This is a genomic window from Streptomyces sp. CoH27 (assembly GCF_020181035.1).
GTDB lineage: Bacteria > Actinomycetota > Actinomycetes > Streptomycetales > Streptomycetaceae > Streptomyces > Streptomyces camelliae.
In genome coordinates this window covers 21,234-35,318 of the sequence record NZ_JAIQYY010000003.1, presented here as the reverse complement: position 1 = coordinate 35,318, position 14,085 = coordinate 21,234, and the positions used below count along the sequence as shown (strand labels likewise).

Here is a 14,085-nt window from a genome sequence, read left to right as displayed (position 1 = left end):
CGCACACCGGGCACCACGGCGCGTTCGTCGCATAGAGACCCATGCGCTGCCGAACTGCGACATCTTCGAACCACTCGCCGTACACGTCCTTGCCTTCGGCCGGCCTGACGGCCGCGGCTGTCGGCGATCCGTGTGCCGCGTGCGGTTCGCAACGTTGATTGCCCCGGCACAGGGGATGCATCGGGGCAATCCGTCATGGTGGTCGGCTAGCCGAGTGAGGTGAGGAGGGTGTTGAGCGCCTTGACCTCGGTGGCCTTGTCGGGCGTCGGGGCGCGTAGCGCCTTCAGGACGTGATCGATCTCGCTGTCGAGGAAGTGCCAGGACTGCTCGCTCTTGGGTTCAAGGGTGGACTGGTCGTCGTCCCAAGCGGTCTCAAGGTCGGTCACTCGGCTGGTCGCGGCCGACTGGTTGCCCGAGTTGAGCTTTGCCAGGGTGTCAGCTGCGATCGTGCGGAACTTCGCGATCTCCGCTGGAGGGAACGGCGACGTCGCCTGCTTCGGCGTGAGGTGGGCGGTTACCGGTGCGGGGGTGTCAGCCTCGCTGGCCGCGGCCGCGTGGGGCTGGTGGTGCGCCCAGACGAGAAGCACCGCAGTCGCGACCGCTACGACGCCGTAGTAACCGAGCATGATCCGCTCACGCGCCGGGTTCAGCGCTCGCGGGGTGTCGGTGAGGTCGTTGGCCTCGATGACATCGCTGCGGCTGAGCGTGAGGTACACGACCGTGGCGAGGATCGCGGCCAGGAAGATCACGCTGGTCACCGCGGTGCCAAGGCCCAGGCCACCGTCGCCGCTGGGCGAGCCGAGCCAGTCGCCGAGGTTGGCACCGAGCGGGCGAGTGAGGATGTAGGCGAGCCAGAAGGAGAGCACCGCGTTGGCGCCAAGGCGCCATGCGAGGACGATCGCGACGATCAACCCGAGAGGCAGGAGCACGGAGACACCCGGGGTCCAGCCGGTCAGGTCCAGGGTCCAGTCGCCGGTCGCGGTGCCGAGGGCAAAAGTGACCAGGACGGCGAGCCAGTAGAAGAGTTCACGGGGACGGGTGGTGATGGTGTGAACCGAGAGGGTCCGCTCGCGGGCGTACCAGATCCCGAAGACAACGGCGAGGATGCCGGCGAACACGCTACTGCTCAGCGCGAGGGGAACGCCCTGGCTGTCGGTGAGGATGTCGGTGTAAAGCGTGCCGGTCACACTCACCACCACGACGGTGAGCCAGTACACGAACGGGACATAGCGTTTGGTGGCGAGTTGCCAGCCCAGGACGCCTGCCAGGACCACGGTGAAGATCAATGCGGTATTGATCAGGCCGACGCCGAGGTTCATGTTGATCCAGTCGGCGAAGCTTTCACCGACCGTGGTGCACAAGATCTTGATGACCCAGAACCAGATCGTGACCTCGGGCACCTTGTTCAGCATCTGCTTGGCATGTGTCCGAGCATTTTGGGATGTCGTCGCAGTTGTCATGTAACCCTCGTGTTGAACGGGCGGCAGCGCAGAAGGGAGCACCCCTTTCACGTCTGCGGAACGGTAACTGTCTACAAAGGTGTAGACAAGTGCAGCCTCGGCCGCGCCGCCGCGAGGCATTGCCCGTGACACGATTCGCGTTCACGGAATGGCCTCCGCTGCGGTTCTTTCCTAGGCCTGCGCGAGCATTTTCCGTATGCCTGTGATGGCCCAGGGGCGGCGCAGCTTGTCAGGCGGGATCTTGAGATTTCCGGCAGGGAGGCGTCGGGAAGGCGCGCCTGACGAATTCGTGGAGCCCATTCGAGCCCTGACCGGCGGAGTCGGCCAGAATTCTGGGAAATTCGTCCCGCCATTCAACCTGCAAAGCGCGTGAGCTCGCGTCGCCCGATCCCCCGTGCGACCGCTCGCCGTCGGCATCCTTGCTGGGTGCCCACCTCTGGAACCAGCGGACTCTCAGATGTTTCATGGGTCATGGTGCTCGACTGTGCCAGTGGGAACCTGAACACATCCTGACTGTCCCGTTGATCACTCCCCCCACTCGTGCAACACGAGCAGCATGGCTCGACCACCTGGCTCAGGCCGCGTTTCCCGTCGCCCGCTCCCGTTCGGCGACGTCCCGGCGGGTGACGGAGAGGTGGATGACCAGCCCGAGGATGACCGCGAGGAACAGGGTGCTGGTCACCACGGCGCCCAGGCCGAGGCCGCCGTCGCCGGTGGGCTGGGAGAGGTAGTCGCCGATCGACGCGCCGAGCGGGCGGGTCAGGACGTAGGCGATCCAGAAACTGCACACCGCGTCCAGGCCCAGCGCGAAGTGCGCGTTGGCCACGGCCGCGATGGCCGCCGCGAACAGGACGGCGGACAGCCAGGAGCCGAGGTCTATACGCTCGGACACCAGGTCACCGGCCGCGGTGCCGAAGGCGAAGGTGAACATCACCGCCAGCCAGTAGAAGGACTCGCGGCCGGGGGTGTCGACGTGGTGGATGGACAGAGTTCGCTCGCGCCGGTACCAGACGACGAAGACGACCGCGAGGACGATCGCGAAGACCGCGGTGCTCGTCTCCAGCGGCACACCCATGGCGTCGGTGAGGTTGTCGCTGATCAGCGTGCCGACAGCGCTGATCAGCGCCACCGCCGGCCAGTACACGCCCGGCCGGTAGGTGCTGGAGCGGAACTGGACCACCAGGACGACGGCCAGCAGGGCACTCATCAGCACCGACACACCGGTCAGCCCGAGGCCCGCCTTCTCGTTCAGCAGGTCCGCCGCGGTCTCGCCGACCGTCGTGCACAGCACCTTGATGATCCAGAAGTGGACGGTGACCTCGGGCACCTTGATCGAGCGCGGCCGGTGGCGCGAACCGGGGGCCTGACCGGCCTCCGAAACCACCCTGCTCTCAGACGATTCATAGGTCACGTCGTCCGACCGTGCCACCGGGCACCTGAACGCATCCTGACTGCTGGCGCGCTTCGCCCACCCCGCCCGTCCCGTACGAGCACCATGGCGCCATGCGTACGCACACAGACAGTCTCCGCATAGCGGCCCTCCGTCCCTGGCCTGCCCACTTGACGGAAGAAGGTCGCCTTGAACACCCCCACCACCGCTCCCACGCCCACTGACCGCGCGACCGCCTGGCTGCGGCACCGGCTGGGCCGGGCTGTGCTGCTGTCCTACGTCTGTGCTCTGTTCGTGCCGGGTCCCGGCCTCTGGCTGCGCCACACGCATGACCTGCCGCTCGGGCCAGTCATCCACCCGCCGGTATCCGCCGCCCCGTGCCTGCTGTCGCTGGTGCTGTTCTCGGCCGGGCTCCAGGTCCCCGTACGCGAGCTGGGCCGCGTGCTGCGGCGCCCGAGCGCACTGATCGCGGGGCTCGCCCTGCACCTGGCGATCCCGCTGCTGGTCATCCCCCTCGTCGCGTTCCTGCTGCACCGGACGCCCGACACCGACGGCGGCAGCGGCCTGGTCACGGCGATGATCCTTGTCGTGACGATGCCCGTCGCCGCGGGCGCGACCGTGTGGACCGGCAAGGGCGACGGCGACCAGCCCACGATGGTGGGCCTGGTACTCGCCTCCACCCTGCTCAGCCCGCTCACCACGCCCCTGGTGATCGAGTTCCTGGCCCCGCTGCTGCGCGGCGGCTACGCCGACTCTCTCACCACGAACCTCCACACCTCGGGCGGCGGTTTCACCCTCGTCGGCGTGGTTCCGCCCTGTGCCACAGGCATCCTGGTCCGGCTGGCCCTGCCCGCGTCCCTGCTCAGCCGGGCGCTGGAGCTGGTCGTGCCCACAGCCCTGGCCGGCTCGCTCATCCTGACGTACGTCAACGCCAGCGGCGCCCTCGGCTCCTTCATCGCCCGGCCGCGCCCGCTGCTGCTCGTCGCCGCGCTGACCGTGGCGGCGTCGGTCTGCCTGCTGTCGTTCGTCCTGGGCCGGTGCGCGGCCCGGGTGCTGCGGCTCGACCCGCCCGCCGCCTCCTCCCTCACTCTCGCCTGCGGCATGAACAACAGCAGTGCGAGCGCCGTCCTGCTCACCGCCGCGCTCCCCGACAAACCGCACCTGCTGCTTCCGGTCCTCGCCTACGGGCTGCTCCAGAAGACGGCGGCGAACCGCGTCGTGAACCCGGGCGCGGCGCGCGGCGTGCGCTTCGCCGGCGGGCTGAGAACGAGAGGCCGCGGGCCTGCGGCCGTCAGGCCGTACCGTCCACCGTCCCGGCACGGCTGACCGGGACGAGCAGGGTGAGGGTGGTCGGAGCGCTGCCGGTCAGGGAGAGCCGCCCGCCGACGGCGAAAGCCGGATCCCGAACCGGATCGAGGCCGATGCCCATGCCCTGCCCGCCGCCGCTGTCACCGCGGTCGAACAACCGGGCCGCCGTACCCGGTACTTCACCTTCGTCGGTGACGTCGAGGGCGAGGGCGTCGTCGAGGTCGCGTACGACCGGACGGACCGTGCCGCGGCCGTGGACGCGGGCGTTGTCCAGCAGGACGCCGAGGATCTCCGTGACCGGCCCGCCGGGCACGGAGAGGTCGTCCGGCACATCCCGGCGAGGCATGCGAAGCGCCGGCCGGCCTGGGCGAACGACCCATGCCGGCGTTCCTCCGTGGCCCTCGGCACCTGGCCCAGGGACCGGTCGGCCACCCTGGTCCGCATCACCACACTCAGAGGACACGGCTACCGCCTGGATCCGTGACCGACTTCGTTCGCACCGGCGTCCCGCGGTTCCCGGCTCGGCTGCGTCGAGCGCCTCCCAGGCCGGGACAAGGGTCGAAGTGTCCCCGGTCAACCCGGTGTGCACGCCGGCAGCTCGTGATCGCGCTCGTGGTGACCGCGCATGGCCGGCCCGGCCTTTACTCGGAAGGACGGCTCGGCGCCGGAACCCTGAGAAACCTTCTGGCCTTGCGCGGGGAACCCGTGCCGGCGTCCGGCCCCGGGCGATACAGACGGTGCCGGGCGACGAGTTCAAGGGTCACCACCACCGCAACGGCCTGCACCGCCATGAGGGCGATGAGGACGAACAGCTGCACCACTCCGGCCAGTACAGGACCGGCCCCTCCGAGGAGCATGCCGACGAACGCGCCGGGGAGCGTGACCAGCCCGACCGTACGGGTCTGGTCCAGACCGGGCAGGAGAGCCTCGGAGGCCGCGGGACGTGCGATCTCCATGCGTGCGTCGCGGTCCGGGATTCCCAGCGCCATCGCGGCTTCCACCTCTCCGTGACGCTGCGACAGTTCGTCCAGGGCACGGCGTCCGGCGAGTACGGTCACGGTGAGTGCGCCACCGATGAGGATGCCCGTGACCGGAATCAGAGCGACGCCCTTCGGCGGGACGAGCCCGGTGGCGAGGAGCGCCACAACGACCGGTAGCACACCGGCGGCGATCGGGGCAGCCGTCAGCCACCAGGTGTGGTTGCCGGTGATTCTCCGCCCGGCCGTGCGCACGGCCACCGCGAACATCACCACGAGGAATGCCAGGAGCCCCAGCACTGACTTGACGGCCCAGGTGATGACCACCGAGACAGCGGCGAGCTGGACGGCGGCGCGGAAGCCGGCGAGGAGGATCTCCCGGGCCCGGCTCTTGTACGGGTGCGGATCGAGCCGGAACCAGCCCGCGACCGCTGCCGCCACCAGCAGCAGGGCGGTGAGCAGGACGCCGAGGGCTGGGTTGACCGGTACGAGAGATGCCGCACTCGACGTCACGTTTTCCACCTCAGGAAGCTGCCGCACGGGCCGATGGGCGCGCGGGTCACCAACCTGACTGGCCCCTGCGGCCGACAGCGCAGTCTACGTCGGCGTCCGTCCGCCGCTGTTCGCACTCCGCTGCGCACACCTGCCTGCGCTGCTGCCATCAGGGTCTCGCGCAAGACCGCCTCGCCCGGGTGCTGCGACTGGCCAAGTGCCCTCCTTCAGGGCCCTCGGACTGTACCGCCTATGGTGGCGGCGACCGGCGCCGAGTCCGTGAAGGTACTGCCCGGGAGTCGTGTACCGGAGTTGCGTGGTGCACAGGAGAGCGTGGCAGACTCGGCCGCGCCGCACGCTGGCGTCTACACAGTCGTAGACATTTTGCGGGACTGTCGACGTCGAGGGGAAGGAAACCAACTCGTGAACTCCGGACCCGCTGCCCGCACGCGGCGGCCGGGCACCCTGGGGGCCGAGAAGCCGGCCCTGCTGCGGATGCCCGACAAGGGAGTGCTGACCCGAACCGAGCAGGACCGCTCGTACGTATACACGCCGGTGACGTACGCCCTGGGCATGACCGCACGCCGGATGCGCCAGGCGCTGGAGTCCGGCCCGGACCGCGAGGCCCGGCTCGCCCGGTTCGCCGACGAACTGCCTGCCCTGAACGAACTGCTGCGGCAGCCCGGCGAGCTGCCGCGGGAGCGGTGAGCGGCGGTGGCCGTGCTGCCCGAAGCGGCGAGGGCTCCACACGCGCGGGCACGGTCGTCACGGCAGTCCTCGCCGCGAGCTGAAGCAACACCCGGAGAGTGACCTTGACGACGAACCATGATGAGTGGGCTTTGCGTCTCGCGGGCCCGATGCGAAGAATTCCCCCACTGAAGCTGATGGTCGTCGACCGGCCGACACCGCGCCAGGCGGTGTGGATGGCCGGGGCGGGTCTCGCACTGTTCGCTCTGGTCGGCGCGAGCGCGCCCAACCACAACACGCTCAGGGCACCGATCTCCTGGCTCCGGCTGCCTGCCATGCCCGGCACCGTCTCCCAGACGGCCACGATCGCGGCCATCGTGCTGTCGTGCGGGGGCGTGCTGGGCATGCTCAAGGCCCATGAGCGGGGCTGGAGGCCCGATGCCCGGCTGCTGTTCCGGCTCGGCGCGCTGACCGCGCTCGCCGTCGCCAACCTCACCCCGGTCGGCTCCTCGGACATGGCCAGCTACGCGGCGTACGGCCGTATCGCCGCGCTCGGCGGTGACCCGTACGTGACGACTCCCGCCCGGCTGGGCGGCGCGTACGCCCACCTGGTGAGCGAGGCGTGGCGGAACACACCTTCCGTGTACGGGCCGGTGGCGACGTGGTGGCAGGGCGCTGCGGCATTCATCGGCCAGGAGCGGCCGTGGCTGACCATATGGGCACTGATGCTCGCGAACGCCGCCGTCTTCGTGGGCACCGGGTACCTGTTGCTCCGTACCGCCGACGATCCGGTCCGCGCGGGCCTGCTGTGGAGCGTCAACCCGCTGCTGATCGGCGTGCTGGTCGCGGGCGGGCACCTGGACACCCTCATCGCGGGCCTGGCCGTCTGCGCGATCCACATCGCCCGCAGGACGACCCGGTGGCACCACGACCTGATCGTGGGAGGGCTGATCGGCCTCGCCTGCGGCGTGAAGGTCAGTGCCTGCCTGTTCGGCGTCGGGCTGGCCTGGCCGCTGCTGCGTTCGGGCGCCTGGCGACCAGCCGCCCGGCAGGCAGGCGCGGCCGCACTCACCCTGGCCACGCTCTACGCAGCCTACGGCGCGCACGCGCTGGCCCCGCTCTCCGCGGCCTCCCGACTGGTCTCCACGCCCTCCTTGTGGGCGGTGTTCGATCAGTTCGGCACCGCGGTCCTGGGCCCTCGCGCGACTGCGGCGATCGTCAGTGCGCTGTGGCCGGTGGTGATGCTCGCGCTGGCGTGGGCGCTCCGCCGCCGAGCCGCTCCGGACGCACGCGCTGTCGGCGCCCTGCCGTTCGCGCTGGCCTTCGCCTGGGTCCTCGCGGCACCGTGGTCGATGCCGTGGTACACGGCTCTCGCCTGGGCCCTGGCAGCCCTGTTCAGCCAGGGCCGCCCGACTCAGTACCTCACCATGGCCACCGCCGTCCTGGCCCTCTCCCACAACAGCGGCGGCCACGGCTGGACATGGTGAGAGAGACCATGCCGGGCCAAAGGAGCCCCGGCCACGCACTCCACGTGCGACGTCATCGAGAACCTGGGCCTCGTGGGCACCAGGCCGGCGGTGTGCACTCCGCTTCTGCCGCCGAGGCGGACCGACGTGGGTGGACGCCGACAGACCGATGGAACTGCCTCGGATCCCGCGGCGGCCGCACACCGACCCGAGTCACGTCGACGTGGCCGCAACAGTCGGTCCGTCACCTCGGCTCCCGCACCAGGTGGACGAGCGCGGAGGCGTGGTCGTCCGCTGCCAGGTCCAGCGGCAGTCCGTGGGTGAGGAGCACGGCGCCGTGGTGCACGGCGCCGGTCGCGGTGTCGCGGTAGCGGGCCGAGGGGTCGAGGGCACGCAGGGGCAGGCTGGGATCACGGTGCCCGAAGCGCCGTGCGTGCCGCAGTACGATCACCGCGGTCTCACGGCCGTCGGGCGCCAGATACTGTACGGCGCTCAACTCCTCGTCCCCGTGCGGCCGCAGGCGGTACTGCTCTCCCCTCTGCACCAGGTGCCGTACGCCCTTGCCCTGGCCATGGGCCTGGCCCGCGAGGACGATCCGGTCGGCGACGCGGTACCGAAGTGGGCATCGTCGGTGACGGTCGGCGCGGGCACACTCATACCACTCAGGAACGCGCCAAACCCGGCCGGTCCGTCGACGAGCTTGTCGAGGCAGTGGACCATCATGACGGCTCCGGCGATGAGCCGTGCGACAGCTGGCGCGACTGGCTGGGATCGGTGGGCCGGGACGACGTCGACGGCACGCCTCAGGCTGTCCGACCGGTGAACGGGCATGGCGGATTCCTCTGCCACAGCTGACGGGTACGTACGTCACCGCCGTTCGCGCAGCTCGGCAGACATGGCTGTGCCCTGGCGAACTCGGCCGCGTGCCGTCGCGGCCGCGCTGGCCGGTGACGTGTGCGCCACTGTGCGGTGCGCCTCCACCCGGCGGAATCCCCTGGTTCATCGCAACTGCCGATGCTGCACATCCACGGTGCGGATGGGGCGGCGCCGCTGCCGACGGATCGATGACGGCCTCGGTTCCCGGCGCGACGGTGGCATCGATGGCCGGTCGGCCCTCTCGCAGGTTCCACGCGCCGGCGTACGGCTCCCGCCTACGCGACGCCGGCCAGCCGGCTGCCGACCCGCGCGGCCGTCTCCCGCAGCCAGATGTGGGCCGCGTCATGGGTGTGGACCGGGTGCCACCACAGCGCCTCACGCAAGGGCACCGCCTCGTAGGGCGGCTCCACCACCCGCACGGCGGCGATCGGCGTCAGCATCCGCGCCAGCCGTGCCTGGATCAGAGCGATGCGCCGGGTGCCGGTGACCAGCAGGGGCAGGAGCTGGAAGCTGTCGACGGACACTTCCACGCGCGGTTCGATGCCGAGCATGCCGAGCTGGCGTACGGCGGGCGCGTCGTAGGTGCGCTGGTACGTCACCCACGGCAGCCTCGCCAGGTCCTGGCGGGTGAGCCGGTCACCGACGTCCGGATGGTCCTCGGTGACGAGGAACACCCAGCGGTCGTCGTAGAGGTCGGTGGCGGGGAAGTCGCTGATCACGCCGTGCGGCATGAGCAGGCCGTCGGTGGCGCTGAGCAGGGTGGCGGTGTCGTCGACGACGGTCGGCTGGGTCTGGGTGAAGCGGAGCCGGATGCCGGGGGCCTCCTCGTGCACGACGCGGGCGAGTTCGGTGCCGAAGACGGCCACCGCGTAGTCGGACGCCACCAGCCGGAACTCTCGGCTCTCCTGGGCCGGGTCGAAGTCGGCCTGGCTGGCGAAGAGGCGTTCCAGCACGTCGTAGGCGGTGGTGGTGCGGTCCAGGAGGACCTGCCCGAGCGCGGTCAGCTCGTAGTGGCCGCCGACGCGGGCGAGCAGGTCGTCGTCGAAGTGGCGGCGCAGCCGGGCGAGGGCCGCGCTCATCGCGGGCTGGCTGAGACCGACGCGCTGCCCGGCCCGGGTGACGTTCCGCTCTTCGAGCAGGGCGCGCAGGGCGACGACGAGGTTGAGGTCGAGTCGGGTCAGGTTCACGGACGGTCCTCGCATGGGGCAACGAGCAGGGGTGGTGAGCGGCGGGAATAAATCGGGTGGATGCCGATCATCCACAGAATCTATTTCCCTGATCGCGGAGGGCGGGTCCAGATTAGTCCCACCGCAATCAGGAGGACATGTCCGTGAAACCCGAACCCTCGTCCCCGCTCTTCGCCGGACCGTTCGCCCTCGCCACCCTCTCGGCCCCGGACGGGCCGGAATTCCCCGCCCTGGTCACCCCCGACGGCCAGGCCCTCGGCCTGAGGGGCGTCTTCGGCGACGATCGGCTGACCACCCTGGACGTGCTGGACCGCTGGGAGACGGTCCTGCCGCAGCTGCGCGCGCTCGCGGCCGACACCGGCCTGGTCCGCACGGCCGTCACCGACCTGCGCGTGCACGCGCCCGTGTCGCCGCGTCAGGTGTTCCAGTCAGGGGCGAACTACCGGCAGCACGTCATCGACCTGCACGTCGCCCACCGCGCCCCCGGTGACGAACGGCCGGAGGGCGAGCGGCGCGCGGAGGCCGCCGAGATCATGGACCGGCGGGCGGCCGAGGACCTGCCGTACGTCTTCATCGGACTGCCGAGCGCGATCACCGGGCCGTACGACGATGTCCTCCTGCCCGCGTGGGCCGAGCAGCCCGACTGGGAACTGGAGCTGGCGGTCGTCATCGGCAAGCCGGTCCACCGGGTGTCGGTGGAGGACGCACCGGAGTACATCGCCGGCTACACGATCGCCAACGACCTGACCGACCGCGCCACCGTCTTCCGCCGGGACATGCCGCAGATCGGCACCGACTGGCTGCGCAGCAAGAACGCGCCCGGGTTCACCCCGCTCGGGCCGTGGATCGTACCGGCCGAGTCGATCGCGAACCCGGACGACCTGCGCGTCACGCTGAAGCTCAACGGCGAGACCATGCAGGACGAGTCCACCAAGGACATGATCTTCAAGGTCGCGCGGATGGTGTCGTACGCCTCGCAGACCTCCCGCCTGCTCCCCGGCGACCTGGTGCTCACCGGCTCCCCGGCCGGCAACGGCATGCACTGGGGCCGGCTGCTGCGCGACGGCGATGTCATGGAGGGCACGGTCACCGGTCTCGGGGTCCAGCGCACCCGTTGCGTCGCGGAGGGCGCCACGTGAACCGCCACGACCCGGAGGGTGCGATCGCCGAAGCCGCCAAGGCGTACTCCAACTGGGGGCGCTGGGGCGAGGACGACCGGCTCGGCACCCTCAACTTCCTCGACGAGGGCAAGCGCCGTGAGGGCGCGGCCCTGGTGCGGCGGGGCGTCAGCTTCGCGCTGTCCCAGTCCTTCGACATGAACGGCCCGCAGAAGGGCTGGCGGCGGCGCACCAACCCGGTGCACACCATGCTGGACACCGGCACTGACGCGGCCCTCGGCAACCAGGGCTTCCCGCACGGCATCGGCGGCGCCGACGACATGATCGCGATGCCGCTCCAGTGCTCCACGCAGTGGGACGGCCTCGGCCACATCTTCGACCACGGCAGGGCGTGGAACGGGCGGGCGGCCGAGAAGGTCGTCACCTCCGACGGCGACCTCGTCACCGGCATCGAGCACATGGCGCCGTACGTCGCCGGGCGCGGGGTGCTGCTGGACGTCGGCCGGGTCATCGGCGAGGGCGGTGAGCTGCCCGACGGTTTCGCGATCACCGAGGAGCACCTGACGGCGACGGCCGAGGCGCACCGCGTGACCGTGGGCCGCGGGGACATCGTCGTCGTACGGACCGGGCAGCTCGCCCGGGCCCGCCGCGACGGCTGGGGCGACTACGCGGGCGGCCCGGCGCCCGGTCTGTCGTTCACCACGGCGGGCTGGCTGCACCGCACGGAGATCGCCGCGATCGCCACGGACACCTGGGGTTTCGAGGTCCGTCCGAACGAGTTCGAGCACGCCTTCCAGCCGCTGCACCAGGTCGCCATCCCGAACATCGGGCTGCTGATCGGCGAGATGTGGGACCTGGAGGCACTGGCCGAGGACTGCGCGGCCGACGGCGTGTACGAGTTCTGGCTCACGGCCGCACCCCTGCCCATCACCGGTGCGGTCGGCTCCCCCGTCAGCCCGATCGCCGTCAAGTAACGTATGGAACAAGGGAGTTCCCTCATGAGAACAGCCCGCACGGTCCTGGTGATCGGCGGTGGCGCCGCAGGCAACGCGGTGACGATCCTGCTCCGCCGAGCCGGCCTCACGGTGGATCTGATCGAGGCCAAGGACGACTGGAACGCCACCGCGGGATCCGGCATCACCCTCCACGGCAACGCGCTGCGCGTCCTGCGTGAACTCGGCGTCTGGGACCGGGTCGAGGAGTCCGGCTTCGGTTTCGGCTCCGTCGGCATCACCGCCCCGGACGGCACCGTCCTGCACATCGCGCGGGACCTGCGCACCGGCGGCGACGACCTGCCCGCCACGGTCGGCATGCAGCGCCCGCAGCTGCAACAGATCCTGATCGACGCCGTCCGGGCCAGCGGCGCCACCGTGCGGCTCGGCACGACCGCCGAGATCCTCGGCCAGGACGCGGACGGGGTCTCGATACGGTTCTCCGACGGCAGCGAGGGCCGGTACGACCTCGTCGTCGCGGCCGACGGCCTCGGGTCCTCGACCCGGGCGGCGATCGGCATCGGTGACAAGCCGGAGCCGACCGGCATGGCCATCTGGCGCGTCGCCGCCCCCCGCCCGGCGGGTGTGGTCCGTACGGACCTCGCCTACGGCGGCCCGGCCTACATCGCCGGGTACTGCCCCACCAGCGACACGACCCTCTACGCGTACGTCGTCGAGGCCAACCGTGACCGCGCCGCCATCCCGCCGGAGACGTACGCCGAGGAGATGCGGCGCCTGTCCTCCGCCTACGGGGGCCACTGGCCGGAGATCACCGCGCACATCACCGACCCGGCGAAGGTCAACTACACCTGGTTCGACCGGCTGCTGGTCGAGGGCTCCTGGCACCGCGGCCGGGTCGTCCTTGTCGGCGACGCCGCGCACTGCTGCCCGCCCACCCTCGCGCAGGGCGCGGCACTGTCCCTGGAGGACGCCTGGGTGCTCACCCAGTTGCTGACTGCCTCGGACACCTGGGACGACGCCCTCTTCCAGGCGTACTACGAGCGGCGCATGGCCCGCGTCCGCCCGGTCGTGGAGGCGTCCGTGCAGATCGGCCAGTGGCAGCTCGACGGCGTCCGGGACGCGGACGTCCCCGGCCTGATGGGCCGCACCATGACGATGCTGCGGGAGCTGCCGTGAGCACGCCCACCGTCGACGTCCACGCCCATGTGCTGCTCCCCGGGGTCGAGGCGCTGGTGGCCGGCCTGCCGGGGCTGGCGGAAGCGACGGCGCTGGACGCCCGGCGCAACGGTCCGGCGGCCCTGGCCGTCAGCGGGCCCATGGTCCGCGAACGCATCCCGAAACTGACCGACCCCGCCGTGCGGCTGGCCGCGATGGACGCCCAGGGCGTGGACGTGCAAGTGGTCAGCCCCTCCCCCTCCCACTACCACTACTGGGCGGACGAGGACACGGCCGAGAAGCTGTACCGGCTCGCCAACGAGGCGACGGCCGCGCACTGTTCCGCCGCCCCCGACCGGCTGCGCGGGCTCGGCCTCGTGCCGCTGCAGCATCCTGATCACGTGGTGCGCGCCCTCGATCACGCGCTGGACCAAGGGCTGCTGGGCGTCGAGATCTCCAGCCACGCACCTGGACGGGAACTGTCCGACCCGGCCTACGAACCCTTCTGGTCCCGGGCCGAGGAGACCGGCGCGATCGTCTTCCTGCACCCCTTCGGCTGCACGCTCGACGAGCGCCTGGACCGGTGGTACCTGTCCAACACCGTCGGTCAGCCGGTGGAGAACGCCGTCGCGCTCTCCCACCTGATCTTCTCCGGCGTCCTGGACCGGCACCCGGGCCTGACCCTGATCGCCGCGCACGGCGGCGGCTACCTGCCCACGCACATCGGCCGCTCCGACCACGCCTGGTCGGCCCGCTCCGACGCGGGCGCGGGCTGCGCGCACCTGCCCAGCAGCTACCTGAAGCGCCTGTACTTCGACTCCCTCGTCCACGACCCGGACGTGCTGCGGGAGCTGGTCCGGGTCGCGGGCGCCGACCGGGTCCTGCTCGGCTCCGACTTCCCCTTCGACATGGGCACCGAGGACCCCGTCGCCGCCCTGCGCGCTGCCCGCCTGCCCGACCACGACTTCCACGCCGTCAGCGGCGGCAACGCCTCCGCCCTCCTCTTCAAGGAGTGA

13 protein-coding genes are annotated in these 14,085 nt (G+C 70.8%); 7 read left to right on the top strand and 6 right to left on the bottom strand.

Annotated features, from left to right (window positions below; genetic code table 11):
• Positions 1-206 precede the first annotated feature (206 nt).
• Together LE548_RS05430 and LE548_RS05425 are read right to left on the bottom strand one after the other, a co-directional pair.
• A complete protein-coding gene (locus tag LE548_RS05430; protein ID WP_225095477.1) occupies positions 207-1,511 on the bottom strand; it encodes a hypothetical protein in 1,305 nt (434 codons plus the stop codon).
• Between the two features lie 523 nt (positions 1,512-2,034).
• The gene (locus LE548_RS05425; RefSeq protein WP_225095476.1) at positions 2,035-2,871 is read right to left on the bottom strand and encodes a hypothetical protein; all 837 of its coding nucleotides are present in this window, start codon (positions 2,869-2,871) and stop codon (positions 2,035-2,037) included.
• Between the two features lie 168 nt (positions 2,872-3,039).
• On the opposite strand from LE548_RS05425, the gene LE548_RS05420 reads away from it, so the two are divergent.
• Positions 3,040-4,176, top strand: a complete 1,137-nt coding sequence (locus tag LE548_RS05420; protein ID WP_225095475.1) for a sodium-dependent transporter — start codon at positions 3,040-3,042, stop codon at positions 4,174-4,176.
• Here LE548_RS05420 and LE548_RS05415 read toward each other — a convergent pair.
• Complete coding sequence (locus LE548_RS05415) at positions 4,142-4,504, bottom strand: ATP-binding protein (RefSeq protein WP_225095474.1); 363 nt, start codon at positions 4,502-4,504, stop codon at positions 4,142-4,144. The two genes, LE548_RS05420 and LE548_RS05415, sit on opposite strands and share 35 nt — an antisense overlap.
• Positions 4,505-4,799: 295 nt before the next feature.
• Positions 4,800-5,648: an ABC transporter permease gene (locus LE548_RS05410; RefSeq protein WP_225095473.1), complete on the bottom strand. Its 849-nt coding sequence runs from the start codon at positions 5,646-5,648 to the stop codon at positions 4,800-4,802.
• A 402-nt stretch (positions 5,649-6,050) separates the two neighbouring features.
• Here LE548_RS05410 and LE548_RS05405 point away from each other — a divergent pair, with 402 nt between their 5' ends.
• Together LE548_RS05405 and LE548_RS05400 are read left to right on the top strand one after the other, a co-directional pair.
• Positions 6,051-6,335 (top strand): BlaI/MecI/CopY family transcriptional regulator, encoded by a 285-nt coding sequence (locus LE548_RS05405; RefSeq protein WP_225095472.1) that lies wholly within the window; start codon positions 6,051-6,053, stop codon positions 6,333-6,335.
• 149 nt (positions 6,336-6,484) lie between these two features.
• On the top strand, positions 6,485-7,801 hold the full coding sequence (locus tag LE548_RS05400; RefSeq protein WP_225095471.1) for a hypothetical protein: 1,317 nt from the start codon (positions 6,485-6,487) through the stop codon (positions 7,799-7,801).
• A 223-nt stretch (positions 7,802-8,024) separates the two neighbouring features.
• Here LE548_RS05400 and LE548_RS05395 read toward each other — a convergent pair whose 3' ends face one another.
• The gene (locus LE548_RS05395; RefSeq protein ID WP_225095470.1) at positions 8,025-8,276 is read right to left on the bottom strand and encodes a GH36 C-terminal domain-containing protein; all 252 of its coding nucleotides are present in this window, start codon (positions 8,274-8,276) and stop codon (positions 8,025-8,027) included.
• A 655-nt stretch (positions 8,277-8,931) separates the two neighbouring features.
• Positions 8,932-9,843 (bottom strand): LysR family transcriptional regulator, encoded by a 912-nt coding sequence (locus LE548_RS05390; RefSeq protein WP_225095469.1) that lies wholly within the window; start codon positions 9,841-9,843, stop codon positions 8,932-8,934.
• A 137-nt stretch (positions 9,844-9,980) separates the two neighbouring features.
• Between LE548_RS05390 and LE548_RS05385 the strand changes: the two genes are divergently transcribed.
• The 4 genes from LE548_RS05385 to LE548_RS05370 are packed head-to-tail and all read left to right on the top strand — an operon-like array spanning position 9,981 to position 14,085.
• Positions 9,981-10,982 (top strand): fumarylacetoacetate hydrolase family protein, encoded by a 1,002-nt coding sequence (locus LE548_RS05385; protein WP_225095468.1) that lies wholly within the window; start codon positions 9,981-9,983, stop codon positions 10,980-10,982.
• A complete protein-coding gene (locus LE548_RS05380; RefSeq protein WP_225095467.1) occupies positions 10,979-11,935 on the top strand; it encodes a cyclase family protein in 957 nt (318 codons plus the stop codon). The genes LE548_RS05385 and LE548_RS05380 overlap by 4 nt, the downstream gene beginning before the upstream one ends.
• Before the next feature lie 24 nt (positions 11,936-11,959).
• Positions 11,960-13,090, top strand: coding sequence for an FAD-dependent oxidoreductase (locus LE548_RS05375; protein ID WP_225095466.1), 1,131 nt, complete (start codon positions 11,960-11,962; stop codon positions 13,088-13,090).
• Positions 13,087-14,085, top strand: a complete 999-nt coding sequence (locus tag LE548_RS05370) for an amidohydrolase family protein (RefSeq protein WP_225095465.1) — start codon at positions 13,087-13,089, stop codon at positions 14,083-14,085. Before LE548_RS05375 ends, LE548_RS05370 begins: the two co-directional genes overlap by 4 nt.